15 protein-coding genes are annotated in these 17274 nt (G+C 60.0%); 1 reads left to right on the top strand and 14 read right to left on the bottom strand.

What is annotated here, in order from left to right:
• The first annotated feature begins 56 nt into the window (after nt 1–56).
• The gene (locus tag AB5202_RS07595; RefSeq protein ID WP_368144322.1) at nt 57–401 is read left to right on the top strand and encodes a winged helix-turn-helix domain-containing protein; all 345 of its coding nucleotides are present in this window, start codon (nt 57–59) and stop codon (nt 399–401) included.
• On the opposite strand, the gene AB5202_RS07600 is transcribed toward AB5202_RS07595, so the two are convergent.
• From AB5202_RS07600 to AB5202_RS07665, 14 genes are all read right to left on the bottom strand, one after another.
• Entirely contained in the window at nt 391–1395 is a 1005-nt protein-coding gene (locus tag AB5202_RS07600; RefSeq protein WP_368144321.1) for a PLP-dependent transferase, read from the bottom strand. The two genes, AB5202_RS07595 and AB5202_RS07600, sit on opposite strands and share 11 nt — an antisense overlap.
• A gap of 95 nt (nt 1396–1490) precedes the next feature.
• On the bottom strand, nt 1491–3032 hold the full coding sequence (locus AB5202_RS07605; RefSeq protein ID WP_368144320.1) for a glycoside hydrolase family 32 protein: 1542 nt from the start codon (nt 3030–3032) through the stop codon (nt 1491–1493).
• A gap of 107 nt (nt 3033–3139) precedes the next feature.
• Nucleotides 3140–4135 (bottom strand): PTS transporter subunit EIIC, encoded by a 996-nt coding sequence (locus AB5202_RS07610; protein WP_368144319.1) that lies wholly within the window; start codon nt 4133–4135, stop codon nt 3140–3142.
• On the bottom strand, nt 4036–4539 hold the full coding sequence (locus AB5202_RS07615; protein ID WP_368144318.1) for a glucose PTS transporter subunit EIIB: 504 nt from the start codon (nt 4537–4539) through the stop codon (nt 4036–4038). The genes AB5202_RS07610 and AB5202_RS07615 overlap by 100 nt, the downstream gene beginning before the upstream one ends.
• Before the next feature lie 185 nt (nt 4540–4724).
• Nucleotides 4725–5696, bottom strand: coding sequence for a LacI family DNA-binding transcriptional regulator (locus AB5202_RS07620; protein WP_368144323.1), 972 nt, complete (start codon nt 5694–5696; stop codon nt 4725–4727).
• A gap of 248 nt (nt 5697–5944) precedes the next feature.
• Entirely contained in the window at nt 5945–6469 is a 525-nt protein-coding gene (locus tag AB5202_RS07625) for a DUF4956 domain-containing protein (protein ID WP_368144317.1), read from the bottom strand.
• On the bottom strand, nt 6442–6609 hold the full coding sequence (locus AB5202_RS07630) for a hypothetical protein (RefSeq protein WP_368144316.1): 168 nt from the start codon (nt 6607–6609) through the stop codon (nt 6442–6444). Before AB5202_RS07630 ends, AB5202_RS07625 begins: the two co-directional genes overlap by 28 nt.
• 3 nt (nt 6610–6612) lie before the next feature.
• Complete coding sequence (locus AB5202_RS07635; RefSeq protein WP_368144314.1) at nt 6613–7404, bottom strand: polyphosphate polymerase domain-containing protein; 792 nt, start codon at nt 7402–7404, stop codon at nt 6613–6615.
• Nucleotides 7391–9160, bottom strand: a complete 1770-nt coding sequence (locus AB5202_RS07640) for a CotH kinase family protein (RefSeq protein ID WP_368144313.1) — start codon at nt 9158–9160, stop codon at nt 7391–7393. Before AB5202_RS07640 ends, AB5202_RS07635 begins: the two co-directional genes overlap by 14 nt.
• Nucleotides 9150–10694: an exopolysaccharide Pel transporter PelG gene (gene pelG / locus AB5202_RS07645; protein WP_099431625.1), complete on the bottom strand. Its 1545-nt coding sequence runs from the start codon at nt 10692–10694 to the stop codon at nt 9150–9152. The genes AB5202_RS07640 and pelG overlap by 11 nt, the downstream gene beginning before the upstream one ends.
• A gap of 3 nt (nt 10695–10697) precedes the next feature.
• Complete coding sequence (gene pelF / locus AB5202_RS07650; protein WP_343001449.1) at nt 10698–12125, bottom strand: GT4 family glycosyltransferase PelF; 1428 nt, start codon at nt 12123–12125, stop codon at nt 10698–10700.
• Nucleotides 12122–14002 (bottom strand): DUF2194 domain-containing protein, encoded by a 1881-nt coding sequence (locus tag AB5202_RS07655; RefSeq protein ID WP_368144312.1) that lies wholly within the window; start codon nt 14000–14002, stop codon nt 12122–12124. Before AB5202_RS07655 ends, pelF begins: the two co-directional genes overlap by 4 nt.
• Nucleotides 13999–14904, bottom strand: a complete 906-nt coding sequence (locus AB5202_RS07660) for a hypothetical protein (protein WP_368144310.1) — start codon at nt 14902–14904, stop codon at nt 13999–14001. The genes AB5202_RS07655 and AB5202_RS07660 overlap by 4 nt, the downstream gene beginning before the upstream one ends.
• On the bottom strand, nt 14901–17039 hold the full coding sequence (locus AB5202_RS07665) for a DUF4118 domain-containing protein (RefSeq protein WP_117774273.1): 2139 nt from the start codon (nt 17037–17039) through the stop codon (nt 14901–14903). The genes AB5202_RS07660 and AB5202_RS07665 overlap by 4 nt, the downstream gene beginning before the upstream one ends.
• Between the last annotated feature and the right edge of the window lie 235 nt (nt 17040–17274).

Raw genomic sequence — 17274 nt, forward strand, 5'->3', positions numbered from 1 at the left:
TTGACGCAGGCTTTGCGTTTACCCAGCAAACACTTTAGCGGAGAGACGTGGAGCGCATGGAGTACAAGACGACGGCAAAGTTGGTCATTCAAACGTGCGACAAGGATTTGCCGGGCGTGTTCGGCCACGGCTGCGTCTTGCTGCTGCAGGGTATCGCCCGCGAGCACTCGCTCAACCGCGCCGCCAAGAGCATGGGCATGGCCTATTCCAAAGCGTGGCGTATTGTGAACGAGGCGGAAGGCCAGCTGGGCTGCAAGCTCATCGAGCGCGACGGCGCCCGCGGATCCACCCTCACCCCCGCCGGCGAGCGAGCCATAGCGGTCTACGAGGAGCTGCAGGCCGACATCAACAACGTCATTGCCAACAAAGCAAACGACCTCATCGCCAGCATTAAAGAGTAGCTAATTTACGAAGGGCGTTGTCTAGGGCGGACGCTACGACCAGGGGGTCGTCGGTGCCGGCGAAGAGGCGGACGGTGCTCCCCTGCTTGCCGCGTGGGGCCGAAAGGCGCGTCGTTGCGCCGCCGGCCGGCGATGTGCGGAACTCCCCCGGCAAAACATCGAAAAGATCATCTGCACTACGCTCGATAAGGTCGAATTCAACTGCCGGGCCAAAGCCATGCTCGAGGATTCCCGTGGCAACCGCATGATCGGGATGCGAGCTCAGACCGGGATAGCGCACGTTGCGCACCATCTCGTTGGCGGCCAGATACTCGGCCAGCGCACGGGCGCGGTCGAAATGCGCCTGCATGCGGACGTTAAGCGAGGGCAACCCGTGCTCGAGCACGTCGGCCTCCTCAGTAGAAAGGTCGAGTGATAAAGCACCGCAGCCCGTAAACAACGCATGCGCGCACTCGGCAGCAGCATCCACACGATGGCGCTTGAGCTGCGAGCGCGCCACCGAAGCGGCAACGAGCTTGCGCGGCGCCTTACCAGCACACACGCGGTCGAGCGCCTCGAGCGACAGCACGGCACCCAAGCGCAACGGATCGCAGCCAAAAGCCGACGCCACGGTGTTGTCCACAACCAGCAGCGCATGGGCCTCGCGAGCCGCTCGACCCAGCGTACGCAGATCGGGCACGCGCAGTCCAAACCCGCCGATGGAGTTGACGAACCACCACAGGTGCGGCCCCTCGGCATCAAACGAAGCATCAAAGACCTCGGACGCGGCGGTAAACGCATCGGCGGACGGCGAGCCCGCCAGCGCAACATCGCGGCCATCAAAGCCGTGCGCAAATGCTTCGGTAAAGTCATCCGCAAAGGCCACCAGGCGGTCACCGGGACGCACAATCCCCAGCTGCGACAGCGCTGCCGGCACATGCGGGGCCGCAACAAGACGCGCCTCACGCGCGTCGGCCCTCAAAGCCCAGGCCTCTTCTAGCTGCTGTACGCCCATACGGCACCGTCCCTTCAAAACAAAAACCCACGATGCGGGTGTTCCCCGCATCGTGGGCAACGGCTGCAGTATAGCGCCGATATGCGACGAATCGCTTAGATGTTGAGCGTGTGATAGTTCACGCTCGTGCCCGGAGCGTCAACGGTCACGCCATAGGCCTCGGGATAGATGCGCGTCGAAAACACGAGCGCGCCATCATTCACGAACACCTCGACCGACGAGACATCGCCAACAATGCGCACGTTACGAACCTCGTCGACGGGCTCCCAACGCACGGTACGACCGCAGCCGGCAGAAGCGCGACCCTCATCGGTAAATCGCATCTCAAAGCGCGAGGGCAGTTCGCCCTCGGCGGGCACAAACTCCAGCTTCAGCTCGTCATCAACGGTCGCGGTAAACGCGCCATCGACACCGTCAACAACAACGTCAAAGCAGGTATCGTCGGCAACCTCCAACGAGCCCTGCCCCACACGCACCGAGGCATAATGGCGCTCGATCTCGCGAGCCGGCTGCTGCAGCACCACGCCGCCGGCGCCGGCTGTAAGCTCACGCGGCACCGTCATGCAGTGCTGCCAGCCACACGCCACGGTGGGCGCGTTGCCATAGGTCGGCTCATCGGGCATGCCCATCCAGCCGATTAGAATATGGCGACCATCCTCGGACGTAAACTCCTGCGGCGCATAGAAGTCAAAACCGGCATCCCACAGGCGGAACTCGCCCAGCTCATAGGCACCGTCACCACCCGTAATGTCGCCCGTTACAGGCATGTAGCCAGCGGCATACACGTTGCCGCGGTCCCAACGGCCGCCCTCGAGGCCCTGGGGCGAGAAGGACAGGAACTTCGCCGATGCGCCGCCATCCACCTCAAGCTCAAGGTATCCCGGGCACTCCCACATAAAGCCAAAACGCTCGGGCGTAGACACACGGCTCTCGAGCTCCCAGCTCAGCATATCGGCCGAGCCATACACCAGGATCTCACCCACATCGCGCCCGGCACCCTCGCCGTGCATGACGCAAAATCGACTATCGACATGCGGCCCATCCACGCGACGACGCGCGCCCAGCACCATGTGGTAACGCCCATCATCATCGCGCCACACCTTAGGGTCGCGCACGTGGCAGGTCAAATCCTCGGGATAATCCTCGGACGCCAGCACCACGCGCTTTTGGTTGAACTTCCGACCGGCAAGGCCATCAACGCTCTCGACATAAACAGTATCGGCGCGGCGGCCGGTATTGACGTAGTCGTACGTACCGTCAGCATCGGAAAGCTTAACGTTGCCCGTATAGAGCACGCGAATGCGACCATCTTCGGCAAGCGCGGAGCCCGAATACACACCATGGCAATCGAACGGCTCGTCGGGCAGCAGTGGGGCGCCAACGTAATCCCACGTCATAAGATCGTGACTCGTCGCATGACCCCAGGCCTTAACGCCGCCCTCGACATCAAACGGCGCATATTGAAAATAAGCGTGGAACACGCCGCCCGCTTGGCAAAGACCGTTGGGGTCGTTGAGCCAACCCGCCGGCGGCATAATATGGAAGCGCTGGCCATACGCGCCATGACCGCACTCAGTGGCGGCGGCGTCAACAGCGGCAACCAGCTTTGCAAGATCGCGACCAAGTGCATTAGACATATCAAAGTCCTAACAGATCGAAAGTTACAAGGCACCAGAGATCGGCGCCCGATGCTGGAAACACCCGCGAGCATACAGCCCGCGGGCATTCCCTTAATCAAAAGCTCTTAGGCCTGCTCGGAAGCCTTGGGCTCGTCCTTGTACAGGACAAACGAGACAGCAAAGGAAACCAGCGCGGCGACCGCAAACATGATTACGTACTGTACGGGCTGGGCCAGGCACAGCAGGATGCCGAAGATACCCGTAACGCCCGTGCCGGAGGCAGCCAGCGAAGTGAGTGCGCAGACCAAGGCACCGCAACCGCCGCCGATGCAGCCGGCGATGAAGGGCTTAAAGAAGCGCAGGTTCACACCAAAGATGGCAGGCTCGGTAATGCCCATGAAGGCGGACAGGGCCGAAGGAAGCGCCAGACCCTTGATCTTGGCATCGCGGGTCTTAAAGGCAACGGCGAGTGCGGCGCCACCCTGAGCGATGTTGGCAGCACTGGCGATGGGCAGCCAGTAGGTCACGCCATACTGGGCAAGCTGGCCCAGGTCGATGGCGGTGTACATCTGGTGGATACCGGTAACGACCGTGGGGGCATAGAACAGGCCGACGATAAAGGAACCGATGCCGAAGGGCAGGGTCAGCAGGGCCTGGATCAGACCGAGGATGGCGTTCTCGGCCCAGACAAAGATGGGGCCGACGGCAACGAGCGTCACGAGCACGGTCACGAACACCGAGACGAGCGGAGTCACAAAGAGGTCGAACATCTCGGGAACGATCTTGTGCAGGCGCTTCTCGAGGAAGGCCAGAATGGCGCAGGCGATAACGATGGGGATCACATGGCCCTGATAGCCGACCCACTCAAAGCTGTACACACCGGGAATAACGGTGACCATGGTCTGCACGCCCTCGGAGGCAACCGTGTAGGCGCTCTGCAGCGAGGAGTTGATAAACGCACCACCGACGACGGCGCCCAGATACGGGTTGGCGCCAAAGGCCTTAGCCGCGGAGTAGCCGATTAGGATCTGCAGAATGCCAAAGGACGTTCCCGAGACCAGATCGGCAATCTTATAAATAAAGTTATTGGTGTCGAGCGCGATAAAGCCGTTGGAGGCCATAAAGTTGAGGCGCTCATAATGCCCAGCAGCAGGCCCGAAGCCACGATAGCGGGGATGATGGGGACAAAGACGTCGCCGAACACCTTAATGGCACGCATAAAGATGTTCTGCTGCTGTGCCGCGGCCTCCTTGACCTCGGCCTTAGAGGCGGCATTGATACCGCCGAGGGCGATGAACTCGTCGTACACCTTATTGACGGTGCCGGTGCCAAAGATAATCTGCAGCTGGCCCTGGGCCTCAAAGACGCCCTTGGCGCCGTCGATATTCTCGAGGGCCTCCTTGTCGACCTTGGCGTTATCGGCAATCACCAGGCGCAGACGCGTGGCGCAGTGTGCGGCCGAAATAACGTTGTCGGCGCCACCGATGTTGTCGAGCACCTCTTGGGCTGATTTGCGGTAGTCCATGACTTCCCTTTCCTCCAACGGGAGCATCTGCACCCGGCCATCTTTGACACTTACACTGTAATCGTTTTCAGTTTCATATGTCTGTAATCGTTTTCATAGTAGGGTGAACGGTAGGAAAAAGCCGGCGAATGGTAGTTTTGGGACAAAAAACGGGGGACTCAAAGGCGGGCAGGCACGATCAAGACCTAGACATTCATCAACTGATGGCCGAGCTTGAGCGTCTTTAGGCCGTTCTCCCCTTCCGCGCCATCGAGCGTGTTGAGCAACATATTGGTCGCCTCGACACCGCTGGTCAGGTAGCCGTAATGCACGGTGGGAATGCCGCCCGTCAGCGCGCGCAAAAACGCGTTGTCGCCGAAACCGCTCACGCGGTGCATGCCCTCGCCCATGCCGCGAACCTCATCGATGGCACGCAGCGCGCCCGCCGCCATGGTGTCGGTCGCGCAGGCGATAAACGAAACATCGGGAGCGACGGAAAGCAGCTCACGCGCCGCACCATAGCCCGAGTCGAGCGTAAACGAGCCCAGGCGAATCAAGGCGGAATCGAGCGGGTTGCCCGCAGCGCGCAGGCCGGCCTCAAAACCGCGACGGCGGTCATAACCGGCCGCGCGGTCCTCTTCGGTAACTCCAATATAGGCAATCTTGCCGTCCACGCGACCCGCAAGCGCATGACCCAGCTCAAAGGCGGCCTCGTAATCGTCATGATAGACGCACGCCGCGCCCTCGACATGTTGGCCGATCAACACAATGGGCACGCGGCACGATTCAATCGCGCGACGGTGCTCGTCGGTGATCATGGTTGCCACCAGCACAATGCCATCGACCGGGTGGTTTTGGAATAAATCGAGGTATTCGAGCTCGCGATCGGCCGCGTTGTCGGTATTGGCAAGCAGCATCTGGTAGCCACGGCGACCAAGCACCTGGCCAATACCGGCGGTAATGCGGCTTACGGATTCCGAGTTGATCTTAGGTACGATGACGCCGATGAGCTTGGTGGAACCGGTGCGCAGCGCGCGAGCCTGACTGGACCGCACGTATCCGGTCAGTTCAATCGCCTGCTTAATGCGCTGGGCCTTGTCCGCCGAGATATATCCGCCGTTGAGGTAGCGCGAGACGGCGGCGCTCGAAACGCCGGCCAACTCGGCCACATCTTTCATCTTTACCACGAGCACCCCTGTCATTGAAATCGCTTTCACCATAATACCCGTGAAGACGGCATCCGAACAAAATCGGCCCACCCAGGTCGAGCAAACGTCAGCGAGCGGGCAACTGCCGTGGCGAGGTGCCGCGAAAGAGGAGCGAAGCGTACTTTATGTACGCGAGCGACGGTTTGAGCGGCAGATCGCCCGGCAGATGCCCGCGCAGCGTCGAGCGGTCCGGCGTTTGTTAAAACGCCGGAACATAATTAGCCGTGGTATTCGCCGTTGTACTGGATGAGTGTGAGGTCCTCCACGCCGTCAAGCGCGCGAATAGCGTCCGCATAGGGCATGTCAACGCCGTCCGAGAAGAGCTCGACGGCCATCTCGACTTTGTCGCCGCGCATCGTCTTAGACTTGACGGTGAACTTGGTGCGCCCAAACGCGCGCACGATATCGTCGCCGGTGGTCTGGCCCGTGTAGTGGATGACCATCATGTACACGCGCGCCTTGTCCTGGTGGCTCGCAAAGCCGGCGATCATCACCACGATCACCACTGCCGTAAGCCCCACGAGCGCATACATGCCGGCGCCTGCCGTAATGCCCGTGGTAATGGCCCAAAACAGATACAGCAGGTCGAGCGGGTCCTTGACCGCCGTACGGTAGCGGACGATGGACAGAGCACCGACCATACCGAGCGAGATGACCACGTTGGTCGAGATCGCGAGCGTGACCATGCAGGTGAGCACGCACATGCCCACGAGCGTCACGGCAAAGCTACGCGAATACACCACGCCGGTAAAAAGCGCTTGTACACGTAATAGATCAGGATGCCCATGGCGAGCGCCACGAGCAGCGAAAGGCCAATCTTGGCAGGGTCGACCTGACCGAACGCCTCCAAGACGGAGTTCTTAAAAAAGTCCCTGGTGCTCATGGTCTAAATATCCCCTCGGTTCCCAAAATCCGATTCCCAGTAATTAAATCCGCGCAGGTAGGCGGTCTTGTCATAACACAGGCAGTACTTAGAGACCGCCGTGAGTTCGGCCGCGCCCGGCGGCACCATATCGCGCACCAGCTGCGGGCAAAACTCCGTAAACTTGACCTCCATCACCAGCTTACCGGGCTCCAGGACCGGCAACGCGGGCAGCGTCACGTCAAAGATATCGAAGCTTCCCACCGCGGCACGCACATTCATGTCAAACGTAATGCGCACGGTGCCCTCGTCCATCACCCACGGCTCGCGCTCGTAGTCCACAATGGTCCGTGGGCGCATCATGTTGCAGATGCACTCGATGTAGAACTCGCGACAGAGCGGATAAGGGCTCCTCAGCAAAAAGCCGTAGTCGCCAGCCAGAATCTGCTCAAACTCGCCACGTGTGAGCGGCGCGTCCTCCTTATAGATCCAGCTACCGTACTTCTTTTTGCGCTCGAGCTTAATCACCTTGTCGCTGCCGTTATAGATGCGTACGCGATACTTTTTGCGCATGAGAATGCCGACGTCTTTTTCCTCGTAGGCCGAGTTGCAGTAGTCGTCAAAATACAGGCTGCGAATGGTGTAACCGCCCGCCCGCGCATGTTTGTCTAGCTTAAATACAGGCGCCATGCGACAGGCAAGCGCGGCGTGCTCGCCCTCGTTAATGAGATATTTGAGCTCGTGGCGGTAACGCTCCTGCGTGGCACGCACAGGCGGTGCCGCCAGGCGCTCAAGCAGCGCGCTAGCCCTCCTCATACGTATCCTCCACGACCTTACCGCCGTCTTGCACGTAAAAACACTTCATGCCGTAGTGCTTGCCGTCGTCGGTCACATAGTAGTCAAACGCATCTTGCGTATAGCCGTCGGAGTTGGTGGCACGCACGCGCACAAAATACTGGCCGGTATCGGGCGCATCGCAGGTCACCTCGGGAAGCAGCACATCCTCGGCCTTAAAGACCACGTCGCTTATGGCATAGTCGCGCGCAAGCTCAACGGTGTAGCGAATGTCGCGCGCCTCAAAATCGTAGGACGCATCCCAGTTAATGCGCAGCTTGCCGTTATCGATCTGCGGCACGCCGATGTAGAAAGGCATGGGCTTTTTAAAACTCTCGCGAAAGCTCTTGTAGTTCTCCTCGATCTCGGAGGGAATCGCCGCGGCGATCTGCTCATATTGGTCCTTGGTGACAGGCAGATTATCGATATCGGGCGAAGCAAAGACTAGCGATTCGGTAACCTCGCGATAATGCTTGATCATCTTGGTCAGGCGCGTCTCGGTCAAATACGTACGCAGGTCCTTGACGGCGCGATCGAGCTCACCGCGGAACGCCTTGCTGCGCAACGCGCGGTTAAACAGCACGTTGCCCCAGTAGTTGCTTGCGCCGCGCTCCCAGCTCGCGTAGTCCGAAAACCCGGTAAGAGAAAGTTCCAGCTTGCGCAGCATGCCGTCGTTGTCCCAATCCAAAAAGTACCAGGTATTTGAGTTGAGCGGGCTGTACAGATAACAGTTGCGGTTCTGCGTATCGCAGTTGCCCGTAAGGATCTGAAACGCCAGCCAATAGACCAGGTTCTCGGTATCAAAGTAGGTGTCGAGCACGTTATCTATCTTTTGCGATTCGTCGTTGAGCGCATCGAGCATCTCGATGAGCTTGGTGTGGTCCGTATCGCCCTTAATCTCGAGCATGCCCTCAAAGTTTGCCTGGTTATAGTCGGGATCATCGGCAAGCTTAATGGTGTCCTCGTAGCGATGGAAATCAAAGCTGTTCACCTTGTACAGGTGCCCGCTCTTATCCAAGCCGTGCGCCTTAAGCGCCGTCTTATTGAGCTGCTCCACCTGCGTAAACAGGCCGTAGTCCTCAAAGGTATCGTTGGACTTTTCGGTCTGGTCGCACACCCACAGATGCACAAACTGCGTGCGCAGGCCCATCATCTGGGGAATCCCGCGGATAAGGTCATAGGCCATCTTGTTGCGAAAACGCATACCCTCGCCCATGTGCTTGTTGAGCGCAATCGCGCGCTGTTGGCGCCAGGTACCCTTGCCCTTTTTGAGCTCCACCTTGTAATTCTTTTGCGAGTTCATGCTCGACGTCTGGCCGCGCACCTGCACGGTAGCATTGGGCGCTTCCTCGCCATAACCAACCTCGCCGGCCACCGGGCCGTCTTCGTCGCCCGCCTGCAAAAGCCCCATTACCTGATAGCGCGTCACGCCCATGTCGGCGTAGTCATACACCGAGTACGTATTGATCTCGGCCCAGCTATGATCGGTGTTCTCGGAGCTGTTACCGCGCGAGACCGTCAGGTACATGGTCACAATGCCCGAGTCGTCGTAGACCTCGTACAGCTCGTCCTTATCGCGAAGGTGCTTGGTCTCGCCCGAGGCCTCAGCCTTTTTAATCTTGTCCTGCTTTTTGACCTTTTTGGTCGAGGATTCGTCCTGAGACGAGCAGCCCGAAAGCAACAGCGCACCGGCAGCCGCCTCGATCAGGCAGCGGCGAGACATCAACTTATCGATCATCAGAACCTCCCCAATGTTTTTGGTACAGGCGAACCACCATACGTTCAAACGCACTGCGCGGCTCACCGCCCACGCGCTTGGCCTCGTAGCGTTGCTCAACACGGTCGAGCACCCGGCCAAGTTCGGTAAACCAGCCCGTCTTGTCAGTCGCCACCATGGGCTGCTGGCTCAGGATACGATACGGCAAGTTGGCGGTATAGGTATCGAGCCGCAGCAGCGCCACGATAAAAAACACCGCTGCACCCAACAAAAAGCCAAAGCCGTAAAACTGCTGCGGCAAGAGCAGAGAAACGGCATTCGCTAGCCCGGCCACACCAGCAAACAGCCCCGAGGCCAGCACGGCCCCCTTGTAGTCGGTAAAGTACAGCAAGATGAGCAACACCGTATTGCCCACGGCATACAGGCCATAGCCCACGCACAGCGTGCGAAAATACCCGTGCATCAGGTTATTAAAGCCCAACGGTAGGGCCGAGAGCACCGTGGTCTCGAGCGAAATGACCGCCGCGGTCACAAACAACTGTTTGAGCGCACAAAACCGCAGTTCTCGGTTGAGCGTGGAGAGCATTTCCTCCTCGGCCACCACAATGTCGCCCACCACGCCACCGTCGTTGAACAGGCTGTAGTAGTCGCGGTAGCGCGGATAGAAATTGACCTCGACCGAGACCACAAAGTTGACGGACGTGACCAGGATTGTCAAAAACGCGATAAGCGCCGGCACATCGTGGTAGGGCGCACCATAAAACAAGCCCTTGACCTGCACGCCAATGGGACCGGCCCAAATTATCACCAAATGCGCAAAGAGGCCCAGGTTGGTGAACAGGCCCGTAAGCGCCAGCGGCATAAACTGATCGAGCCACTGCAAAAAGAGCCAGGGGCTGCGGTCGCTCTGAGGAAAATACCGGTATAGCAGCACCACGTCCCAGGCGAGCATAACGCCGTAGCCCAGAGCAATTGATGCCAACAGGCCCTCGACCGGCGGCAGCCCCAGCGCCAGCGCGGCCAGGGCGCACAGGCACGCCACGCCAATGGCGGCCGCAAAGCTGCACAGGATGCCGCGGTAGTCTTTGATGGCCGTGAGGTAACTCATGCCGTTCCAGTTGACGATCATAATGTTGAACAGCCACAGGCACAGCAGCCCCTGCAGCAGCGTGGCGCCCGAGAACAGCAAAAAGACGCCGTAGAGCACCGTGCCCGCAACGAGCATGATGGCGTTGGAGCCCCAAAACGAAGGCAGTATCTCATCCTCGCGCTCGGCAAACAACATATCGGCCAAAAAGCGCGTGACCGGCATGGAGAAAAAGCTCGTGAGCAAAAGCGAGGCCAGCAGTGTGTAGGTCACCATGCACACCAGCAGATCCTGGTTGGCACGCCCTACGCCCCACAGACCGCACAGCACCAAGATACCCACCTGGAGCAGCACGCCCAACAGCATGGGACCCGTGCACACAATGCCGGCGTAGCCGTAAGCGCGCATCGTGGCAAAAAGGCCCTTGCGCCTAAACAGGCGCTTAAGCTCAAAACCGATTCCGGCCACCGGCTACTCCCCCTCTCTGGGCAGGTCAAACGCACGCGCCGTCTCGTCGTACAGCGCGCGATAGTTGGCGAGCATCTGCTCGTGCAAAAAGTACGTGGCAACGCGACGCTGCCCGCGCTCCCCCATCTCAATGCGACGGGCGCGGCTCACGCACATGCGCTCCATGGCATCGGCCAAGCCCTTGCGATACATGGGCGGCGTCACAAAACCCGCCACGCCAAAGTCGTCGCCCGGGGCGCCTTCGAGCAACTCGCGGCAGCAGCCCACCTCGGTCGTCACGCAGGGACGGCGCGCTGCAAGCGACTCCAGCACGCTGAGCGGCTGGCCCTCGGAGATGCTCGTCAAAATGGTAAAGTCGAGCTTTTCCATGTACTCGACCACGTTGACGCGGCCGGTAAAGATCAGGTCGCGCACGCCTAGGGTATCGACCAGCGCGTGGCACTCGGCGCCGTACTCCTCGTCGTCCACGCCGCCCATAATGTGCAGGCGCACCTTGGGCAGGCGCTCGTGCAGCTCAAAGAAGGCATAAATCATTGTCTTGACGTCCTTGATGGGCGCCAAGCGCACCACCGCGCCAATGTCCACCCAGCCGTCATCGGGCTTTAAGGGAATATCCTTAAAGCGGTCGAACTGGATGCCGTTGGGGATAACCAGGCATTTGTCCGCATCGCAGCCCATATAGACCTGCGTCTTGCGGGCGTTATGGAACAAACTCGTCACGCGGAAGGCGCGGCGGTAGATTTCCTCCGAAAGCAGGTAGAAAAAGCGGATCCAGCGGTCCTTGAACGACGGCACCACCCAATCGGCGCGAATGATCTCTTCCTCGCGCTCGCGGGTGTAGATGCCATGCTCGGTCAACAGCACCGGCGCATGGTGAACGCTTGAGCCCAGGCAGGCGAGCAGACCACCGTAGCCGGTCGAGATGGCATGGTACACATCGGCCACCGGCACCTCGCTGCCCAACAGGTAGAGCACGGGCAGCAACATGGAGCGCATGGTGTGGAATGCATCGGCAAAGGGCGTGTAGGGATACTCGGCCAGGCACACGTCGCGAAAGATATCCATAAACGTGCGGCTCTGCAAAAACGAGAGCGGATGCACGCGACGGCGGTAGAAGATATCGAATAACACGTCCCAGTCCGGATTGGAGAGCGACACCAGACGGCGTAACGCCTCGCGCTCACGGTCGTTAAAACTGGCTTCATGTTGCTCACCCGAAAGCCGCAGGGCATCGTCCAGGAACACCTCGTGCACCTCGACCACGTTGCCGGGCAGCTCGTAGACAAACTTGCCACGGTCGGCAGCATGCGCGCCGATCACCCACAGCACAAACTCGTGCTCGGGCATGGCCGTAATGTAGCCATGCATCCAGGTAGATACGCCGCCGTGCACATAGGGGTAGCAACCCTCGAGTACCAAGCAGATTCTCATTTATCGCCACCCTCCTTGCGCTCGATCGTCACGGTCTTATCATTTGCCTTGAGCAGATACAGATTGCCCGTAAGGTGCGTCAGTTCGCCACCCGTCACCGCACCCGGCTCGCCATTATTGGCGCGGAACATGAGCCACGCCTCGTCGTGGAAATTGCCCAGGCTGAGCGTCCAGGCATCCGCGCTGGTATCCACGCTCACCGTCACGGACGAAAAGCGCTGGATGGCACCGGAGCACTCCGACGCCGTCTGGTGCCGCAGGTCGGGCGCGGATTTGGTAAGCCACTCCAGGTAGTCGACCAGGCCGCCCTTGTAGACCTCCCAGCCCTCCTTGGCACCACGATCGGGATCGAGCAAGTCGTCCGGGTGCATAAAATGCGTGCTCACGTAGTGCATGTTGAGCTCGGACACGGCTGCCAGGCGCATATAGGAATCGTCGACCATGCCGCCCGAGACAATACGTGGCTGCTCCACAATGCCGTCGCTCGCCACGCCAAACTCCTGCACGTAGGGCAGGTCGGTGCCATCCTCAAAATACGTGCTGGCGATGGTCTTAATGCGCGGAACGTCGGTGCCGATGAGCTTGCGCGCTCGGGCCGAAAGGATATTCGACGGCGGTACGTAAACCGAGCCATGAGCGTTGGGCAGAACCTCGTCCTGAAACGCGATAAGTTCGTTGAGCGAAGCGACGAGCGTCTCTTTGTTCTTCCAGGTCTTGTAGACGTACAGCGTGCCGTAGTCGGTGTCCCAGAGCGCGAGCGGCTGATGGTTGTAGCCGTGAAAGCCCAGCTCGCCGCCCATCTGCAGCAGCATGCCGCCAAAATATCGAAACTGCGTGGTATCGGGTTGGCGCGCGGGCTCGGTCTGGTTGACCGCGTCCTCGTAGTTTTCGATCATCACGCCGGTATAGCGAATGCCATATTTTTGCGCGAGCTTTTGCAGATCGGGCCACCAGACCTTGGTGTAAAAAACCGCAATGGAAAGGCCGTAGTCACGCTTGATATAAGTACCATCGCCCGAGGGCACGGGGCTAGGAAAGTCGTCCAAATAGAACACGGCGCTGTTGATGACCGGATAGGCCGTAGCATCGCCCAGCAGACTGATCGCCGCGGCGAAAAAGCCGCGCATGACCTTGTCGTAGATACCGATATTGCACACCACGGTGCGCCCGCTACCGCAGTCATTAGACCAAATGAGCGGGGCGCCCGCATCGCCAGTCTTAGCCCACTCACGCGCCGTCTCGCGCAGCGATACTGAAAGCGACGAATCAAAGGGGTCCGAGAGCTCGTAGCGCTCTCCCCCGCCCAGCATAAAGTCCTCACTCGGCACAATGCTTTCGGCTTTTACATAGTCATATCCGGCCGATTCAATGCCAAGCTTGGAGGCAATCACTTGCAGATAGCTCGAGTTATCCGGCGGCATGGCGAGCATAAGCGAACCGCCGGCACTCACCCAACTCATAATGTCGCTCAGGTGCGTACCGAGCCCATCGAGCGACGGCATGAGCAAAATCACGCGATCGAAGGAGGTCAGCGAGGGAATGGCATCCGCACCATCCAGGGCAAGATCCACGTCGCGATGGGCGATCTTCATGTCCAGCAAAATCTGGTCGAACTGGTCTTTGACGTCGTCGACGCCATCTTGGTCCGAGTCTGTAATGACCAGGCACGTGGGCTTTTGGCCAAAGATTGCCGAGGAGGCCGGCACCGCGTCGTTGGCGGCAAGCATCCCCAGCCTATGCTGGCCCGCACTGTACTGCACGCCGGCACGCTCCACCAGCAGCACGGCGGCCATGGCAATAAAGACCGCCCACACCACGAGGAGTCCCATCCAACGAAAGCGGCCCACACGGTCTCGGATATGTTGCGCCACGCTCATCGGGCCTCCTCCCCATCGCGCCAAAACGCCAACTTTTCGCGGTTGTCGGCGCTCAAATACACATGTTGCTTGTCAATCGCATCGATCACACAGTGGACCTCGTCACCGTCGCGGCGCATCACGGCCAGGCGCAGGCAAAGCATCCAAACCTCCTGCTCCTCGGGCACGTCGAGTACCAGCTGGTCGGTCACGGCCTGCGCCTCGTCGATCTGTCCGACATCGGCCAGCGCCGTCGCGTATCGAATGCGCAGCTCAAGGGTATCCTCGCGCTCGCAGCGACGCGCAAGCAGGCGCGCGTACTGTTGGCGCTGAATCTGAGCAACGCGCCCCTCAGCCAAGCCCGAGCCCAAGTATTCACCAAGAAAATCACAGTATTCGTTGAGGTTTTGCGCGCTCGGGTCCGTCTTAAAGGCACGCTCCAGCTGCTGCAGTTTAAGGTCGGACTCCTTGGAGATCTGCGCCACCGCCGTCGCGGCATAGTGCGCCACCTCAACGTCGTCGTTAAGCTTAGCCGCCTGCAGCTGCGCCAGGTACGCGTCGGGCTCCTCGGTGAGCATGGAGAGCATTAGGCGGCGCCGGTCTGCCGGGTCGTTGACGATGAGCGCCTCCTCGAGCGGGATCACGCCCGCATCGGCCTCACGGTCATGAACCAAGATGCTGCGATGCGGCTCATCGTTAATGCGCAGCAACTCCAACGTGGCGTCCTTAAGGTCCGCACCAAACACGGCGCTGCGCATCGAAAGCAGCAACACCAATAGCGGGCCCCACAACGGTACAAGTACCATCACGGCCAACATATGCCCGCGCACCGGCAGCAGGCCCAGCTTCATGAGCGTCCACAGCATCAGGCAAACCAGCGAATGAATCAGCAGCAAGACGGCAGCAACGACAAGCGAGATCAAGCGGCACCCCCCTCACCGTCACCGGTGTAAGCGATGCGCTGCAGCAGCGCCACGATGCCCTCGCCGTCGACGGGCTCCACCGCAATATGCTTTGCGCTCAGGCGCTTACGGATAATGGGAAGATCGCACGCCTTTGCCTGGCGCATAAGCAGGTAGAGCACGTTGCCGTCGACCAAGCCCGCCGCGTCGCTCTCGCGGATTGCCGACCCAATTGCGCCCACCAGCTCGCCGACAGGCTCCATGCCCGGTACCACGCGCAGGAGCAAAAAACTCCCCATCTTGCTATCTGCCAGCGCCTGCTCCGCCGCGAGCTCTTGGCCAAAGGCCGCCTGCTTGAGCACGCAAGTGCCGTCAACGCAGCGTTTATCCTGCGCCACCGCCTCATAGTCAAAGGCACGGCCCAGCGCGCTTTCGACCAGCCCGCACAAGATGCGGAACAGGTTTTGATAATAGAGGGTCATTTGGTTTTCGGCCGCACTACGCACAAAGATCAACACGGCGGGTGCCCCGTCGCGCTCGATCGCGTATCCAAACATGGGAAACCCCGGCGTCAGCTCACGGTTCACCCACAGGTTCGAACGACCCCCGTCGCCCAAAAGAGGTGCAAGCTGTTCAAGCGTGAGCGAGCGTGCGGCATTTTCGGCAATCGCGGGACTTGCTGCCACCAGGCGTGCAAATGCCCCGCCCGAAACATGGTAGATCGCCACCGAATCGTTCTCGAGGATCTCGCCCAGAAGCTCGCAGCACTTGCGATAGATGTCGCGTGGGTTGAGTACGTCGAGCTCCTGCGTCACGGCAAAGATCTTGCCAAAGCTGTCGTGGCGACCCACAATCTGGCGCCTGTACGCGCGCTTGTCCTCGATCGCGTCGTGGTAAAGCTGTGTGAGGAACGTATTGCGATTACGCACGAGCTCGTTTTGATCGCGCTCCGCCCTAATGGCTTCGCTGTTGCGCAGCTGCACATAGCCGCACACGGCACCCACCACAAAGTACGCAATAAACGGCAGCCAGTTGGACGGCTCGTAAAAGAGACCCTGGAAGGTATAACCGTACTGAGTAAAGTAGCTCGCGGCCAAACCCACCGACGCCAGCAGCGCCGCAACCAGGCCAAAATCGAGCCCATACAGCGTGCCGATCAGTACCACGTACAGCAGGCGGTAGTCGAGCACGTTAAGCTGAGCAGACTGCGAAAACACCAGCTCCAGGCCCTCAAAGAGCACCCAGGCCAGCGCGGTCTCCAGGCATTTGATGGGCAGTGTCCGCCCGCGCATGCGGTCGATGGCGGCACGCAGCGGATGGCGCTTGCCCGCGAGGGTCTGCTCCCAGCGGGCGTGTATGGTCGAAAGATCGCGCAGCACGTCATAGCGCTGGAACCACCCGTAGCGCGTGCGGACGGTATCGCTCGGAGCAATGGAGACGACGGCGTCCCCGTCGTAGGTAATGTCGAGCCCCGGGAACAAGCCCTTGAGCGCCTCGCCCAGGTCTCCCACGGTGTGGGCAAAGCTATCCGGAACCTCGAGTTCCTCGAATGTGGCATCCCAGCTGTCGAAGATGCGACGCACCAGAACGGCCAGCTCCTCGGCGCAGAGGGCACCGAGCGGTGAGTCCGCCCCAGCCCTCATGACAGCAGAGCCTTGCGAGCACGCCTCGAACAGCGGGGTCAAAATCGGGTCTTCCAGCGTGGGCGAGGCGGTGTACAGATACGGCACGCGCAAGATCTTGGCCTGAATGCCGTCGCGGACCGCATAGTAGCGGCACAGGTCGTTGGCCGCACGGGCAATGATGCCCTTGCCGTTTTGCCCCGCAACGTCCACCGCACCGTCCGCTCCCATGGGACCAGTCACAAACAGCAGCTGAATCTGGCGACCCATGCAAGCTCGAAAGACGGAGCGCAGCAGCTCGATGTCGCCAACGGCCTCGGTATGCGGCGTGAGATAGGTAGAGAGGTAGACCACACGGTCGAATTCGTAAGCCTGGTCCAGGTGCTGCAGCAGCTCTTTCCAAGACGCATGGAGCGACGACCCGTCGCGGCGCGCCTCGTTGGCCGCCACGACCTGAACATGGTCACCGGGAAACGCCTTGGCACAAAAGTCGTCATCGACATACGCGGTATTGCCAACAACCAGCACTTCCACCGTGCGCTCCCCCTCCCCAAATTTAGCTTTTGCCATGGTAAACATGCGTATTGTACGCTGTCAATGTAGGCCAAAGGCAACTTTAAAGCTGTTTTAAGAACTTTTTCAGACGGGCCTTGATTACCAACTTTATCCGAACACCTCCCACATTCATCCGTACATGTGCGGATGAATGTGGGAACCCGATACCCTGAGGGCCGGATCGGCCGGCCCCGGGAGATCGGAGGACGGCATG

This window comes from Collinsella aerofaciens (assembly GCF_040915545.1).
Lineage (GTDB): Bacteria > Actinomycetota > Coriobacteriia > Coriobacteriales > Coriobacteriaceae > Collinsella > Collinsella aerofaciens_BE.

Coding starts and splice junctions, on each gene's coding strand:
- AB5202_RS07595 (WP_368144322.1), top strand. CDS start 57: ATGGAGTACAAGACGACGGCAAAGTTGGTCATTCAAACGTGCGACAAG.
- AB5202_RS07600 (WP_368144321.1), bottom strand. CDS start 1,395: ATGGGCGTACAGCAGCTAGAAGAGGCCTGGGCTTTGAGGGCCGACGCG.
- AB5202_RS07605 (WP_368144320.1), bottom strand. CDS start 3,032: ATGTCTAATGCACTTGGTCGCGATCTTGCAAAGCTGGTTGCCGCTGTT.
- AB5202_RS07610 (WP_368144319.1), bottom strand. CDS start 4,135: ATGGCCTCCAACGGCTTTATCGCGCTCGACACCAATAACTTTATTTAT.
- AB5202_RS07615 (WP_368144318.1), bottom strand. CDS start 4,539: ATGGACTACCGCAAATCAGCCCAAGAGGTGCTCGACAACATCGGTGGC.
- AB5202_RS07620 (WP_368144323.1), bottom strand. CDS start 5,696: ATGAAAGATGTGGCCGAGTTGGCCGGCGTTTCGAGCGCCGCCGTCTCG.
- AB5202_RS07630 (WP_368144316.1), bottom strand. CDS start 6,609: ATGAGCACCAGGGACTTTTTTAAGAACTCCGTCTTGGAGGCGTTCGGT.
- AB5202_RS07635 (WP_368144314.1), bottom strand. CDS start 7,404: ATGAGGAGGGCTAGCGCGCTGCTTGAGCGCCTGGCGGCACCGCCTGTG.
- AB5202_RS07640 (WP_368144313.1), bottom strand. CDS start 9,160: ATGATCGATAAGTTGATGTCTCGCCGCTGCCTGATCGAGGCGGCTGCC.
- pelF (WP_343001449.1), bottom strand. CDS start 12,125: ATGAGAATCTGCTTGGTACTCGAGGGTTGCTACCCCTATGTGCACGGC.
- AB5202_RS07655 (WP_368144312.1), bottom strand. CDS start 14,002: ATGAGCGTGGCGCAACATATCCGAGACCGTGTGGGCCGCTTTCGTTGG.